The sequence below is a fragment of the Bariatricus sp. HCP28S3_A7 genome, from assembly GCF_052066375.1.
Taxonomy (GTDB): domain Bacteria; phylum Bacillota; class Clostridia; order Lachnospirales; family Lachnospiraceae; genus Allocoprococcus.
This window is the reverse complement of the sequence record NZ_JBQHSG010000057.1, coordinates 1-3464: the sequence shown is the minus strand read 5'-3', so window position 1 is coordinate 3464 and position 3464 is coordinate 1. Positions and strand designations below refer to the sequence as shown.

3 protein-coding genes are annotated in these 3464 nt (G+C 36.1%); all 3 read left to right on the top strand.

The features are described from left to right. Nucleotides 1–143: 143 nt before the first annotated feature. From ACTNA4_RS15810 to ACTNA4_RS15800, 3 genes are read left to right on the top strand one after another with little or no spacing between them, the layout of a single operon-like run. The gene (locus ACTNA4_RS15810; protein WP_441031087.1) at nucleotides 144–1373 is read left to right on the top strand and encodes a tyrosine-type recombinase/integrase; all 1230 of its coding nucleotides are present in this window, start codon (nucleotides 144–146) and stop codon (nucleotides 1371–1373) included. Further along, nucleotides 1366–2358: a tyrosine-type recombinase/integrase gene (locus ACTNA4_RS15805; RefSeq protein WP_441031085.1), complete on the top strand. Its 993-nt coding sequence runs from the start codon at nucleotides 1366–1368 to the stop codon at nucleotides 2356–2358. Before ACTNA4_RS15810 ends, ACTNA4_RS15805 begins: the two co-directional genes overlap by 8 nt. After that, nucleotides 2351–3376, top strand: coding sequence for a tyrosine-type recombinase/integrase (locus ACTNA4_RS15800; RefSeq protein WP_441031082.1), 1026 nt, complete (start codon nucleotides 2351–2353; stop codon nucleotides 3374–3376). The genes ACTNA4_RS15805 and ACTNA4_RS15800 overlap by 8 nt, the downstream gene beginning before the upstream one ends. The last annotated feature ends 88 nt before the right edge of the window (nucleotides 3377–3464 follow it).

The window sequence follows — 3464 nt, the reverse complement described above, 5'->3', positions numbered from 1 at the left end:
ATACCGATTATCCGAGAATTATTATTATTCGAGAAGTTTCACATTGACTCACTCTTGTGGGGTGATTACCCAAATCTTCTCGAATAACGATATATAGCTTATCCTTATTATGAAACTATTTCATGATAAGGAGGTATGCAATTATGCCAAAACACATTAAAACATTTGAAGAACTCGAAGTAGAACTTCTGGACAGAATGAAGGCTCGTGGATGTACACATATAACAGTTACAGGATACCGATATTTATGTAACAGTGTTATTTCGTGGTTAAAAAATCACGGTTTCACGAGCTACAGCAAAGAAGGAGGAGAAAAATTTTTACAAAATTATCTTGAAACACACGGTAGAAATCAATACTATTCAAACCTTCGTACTGTTATCTATAGATTAGATGACATTATTGAGAATACTTGGAACGATGTGCATTCCGATAAAGGAAAAAAATTTTTACTTTCTGATGAATATAATACTGTTGTTAATAAGTATTGTGATTGGGGAAAAGATATTGGACTTGCACATGGAACAATTAAGTTAAAGAGATACGCCATTTCGTGGTTTCTTAATGAACTTTGCAAACTTAACTGCTATTCCCTTACACAGCTGTCATCGAGTAAAATCGCAATGGTATGTCCAAAGATTACAGACCATAACCTTTGGGGTGAAATAAGAGTTTTTTTGAGATATCTGGCAGATGCTAGAATGACAGAAGTGGACTATTCAACAATTGTACCGCACTATAGCAAGCCCTATGTGCTGCCAAGTGTATATTCTGTTGATGAAATCAGACTTATAGAGGCTTCTATTGATACCAGTACTGTCATGGGCAAACGTGATTATGCTATGATTCTTCTTGCGTCAAGAATGGGAATGCGTTCAGGAGATATTGTTAAGCTTAAAACAAAAGATGTTGGCGACAATAGAAATGAAATCAACATTATTCAAGAAAAAACAGGAAATCTGCTTCATCTTCCGCTTGTTGAAGATGTTCGATTTGCAATTGATGACTATCTGAAGGTTCGCCCAGATACGAACATTCAAGAATTATTTTTAAATGTGTATGCGCCATATCATGCAGTGACGACAGGAACACTTCGTAATGCACTTAGAAAATATATATTAGCTTCGAGTGTAGATTCTGGGCGACGCAAGTGTGGACCCCATGTTCTTAGAGCATCCCTGGCGAGTTCCATGGTAAATGATACAATACCATACGAAACGGTAAGAAAAGTACTGGGCCATAGTTCAAATAATGCCATTAAGCATTATGCAAGAATCGATATCGAGAAATTACGACAGTACAGCTTAAACCCTCCTGAACCAACAGGCGGATTTCAAGACTTCCTTAACGGGAGGTGTAAGCAAGATGCCTAAAGCATATAACTCAGTTTTCCATGAAGAAATCGAAATACATATGGAGCTGCGCAAAGAGGAATTAGGTAATGAAGCATATCGACACTACAAACGAACAGTAAAACTTTTCGATGATTATCTCTATCAGATTGGCCTTAAAAAGAAAGAAATTTCAGAATTCATTGTTGAGGAATGGATTAAAGAAGTTAGCAAAGGTATTTCTATAAATACCGTGAGCCAGCATGTACATTATATACGGCAATTGTTGTTATACCTGGTAAATTGTGGATATCGGTGTTTTATTCCTAAAACTGTTATTACAAGAGATACATATATTCCGTATCTTTATTCAGACAAAGAATTAGAAAACATATTTATATTGGCGGATTCCCTAAAAGCTCCGCATGTAGTCAAAAATGTATATATTGAAAATGAAATGCCCATGCTCTTGCGATTGCTACTATGCTGTGGCTTGCGAGTAGGTGAAGCGTTAAATATTAAAGTGGGTGATATAGATTTTCAAAGAAATCTTATTATTCTTCGAGTGACTAAAAAATATAAGCAACGTTTGGTTCCGTACAATGAAAAACTTGCTGATATCATATACCGATATTGCGGAGCCATGGGAATTCTAACGGATTCGAGAGCTTATCTGTTTCCGACCATAGATAAAGATATTCCTCTCACATCAAATACGGTTAGGAATTATTTTAAAGAAATACTTATGTCTGCAGGGATTCGGAATGATAGGCTGAAAAAGTATGAGAGAGGAGCTTGCCTGCATTGTTTTAGACACACATTTGCGGTCAGATCCTTTGATAAAAATGAGCGTAACGGCATTCAAGCATGTGATTCAATACCATTTTTGTCAACATATTTAGGACATGACAGCCTTTATGAGACAGAAAAATATCTAAAATACAGTGCCGATTATTTTGCAGATACCATCATAAGGTTTGAGGCATTTGCCGGAGATTTGTTTCCGGAGGTGACTTTTGATGAGTAAACGAAAAATTAGTTTTATGACACTGTTGGAAGATTACTTTGAAACATATCTGCCATATAGCAGGGGATTAAGTCCAAATACAATCAATTCATACAAACAAAGTTTCCTGTTACTGTTACACTTTATGTTGGAAGAGAAGGAAACGAAAGCGGATGATATCCGATTTTCTGATCTAACTTATGATACACTACTAGATTTCTTCAATTGGTTGGAAACAGAAAGATCATGTAAGCCAGTCACCAGAAACCAAAGATTATCTGCACTTTCTGCATTTTCGGAGTATGCACAGAATAGGGATTTTGATGCTGCATCAGTTTTTAGAAGTGCCATTATTCGGATTCCTGTGAAGAAGGGAAAGAAGAAAGCAAGAGCTGTATTTACCAGACAGGAAATAAAAATTCTTTTATCTCTTCCAGATGAAAGCTATGAAACCGGTCTGCGAGATAAGGTACTTCTTTCATTCATGTATGCAACCGGAGCCAGAGCACAGGAAATCTGCGACTTAAAAGTAAGAGATTTACGGATCGATGCAAATTCTGCGTCTATTACTCTGACGGGTAAGGGATCCAAAACGCGTCAGGTTGGAATTGCTGAAAAACTTGTCGGCACACTTCAAAGCTATATAAAACATAGACATATTGAGTTATTTCCAAATCGACATATTTTTTCTAGTCAGACGCATGAGCAGATGACGATATCATGTGTGGAAGGAATTTATAAAAAATATGTGACTTTAGCTAAAAAGAGTAATCCAGGATTGTTCCTGGCAGATAGCTATCCACCTCATTCTATGAGACATAGCACTGCCTGTCATTTACTGGAAGCCGGGGTAGATATTGTAACAATAAAAAATATTTTGGGGCACGTTTCTTTACAGACCACCCAGATTTACGCTGAAATATCACAAAATACGGTAGATCAAAAACTCAGAGAATGGAATGAGACATGGTTTGGTGAAAATAAAAAAATAGAAATGAAAAAATCTGTTAATGTTCCGGATTTTTTGAGAAAAAGGTAAAATATTATTCGAGAAAAGCATTCAAGAGATGCTGTAACTTACATTAGTTACAGCATACTTCTCAAATAATAATACTTCTCGGATAATC

Bases quoted from the DNA above. Each gene is read 5' to 3' on its own strand.
- ACTNA4_RS15810 (WP_441031087.1), top strand. From the start codon at position 144: ATGCCAAAACACATTAAAACATTTGAAGAACTCGAAGTAGAACTTCTG.
- ACTNA4_RS15805 (WP_441031085.1), top strand. From the start codon at position 1,366: ATGCCTAAAGCATATAACTCAGTTTTCCATGAAGAAATCGAAATACAT.
- ACTNA4_RS15800 (WP_441031082.1), top strand. From the start codon at position 2,351: ATGAGTAAACGAAAAATTAGTTTTATGACACTGTTGGAAGATTACTTT.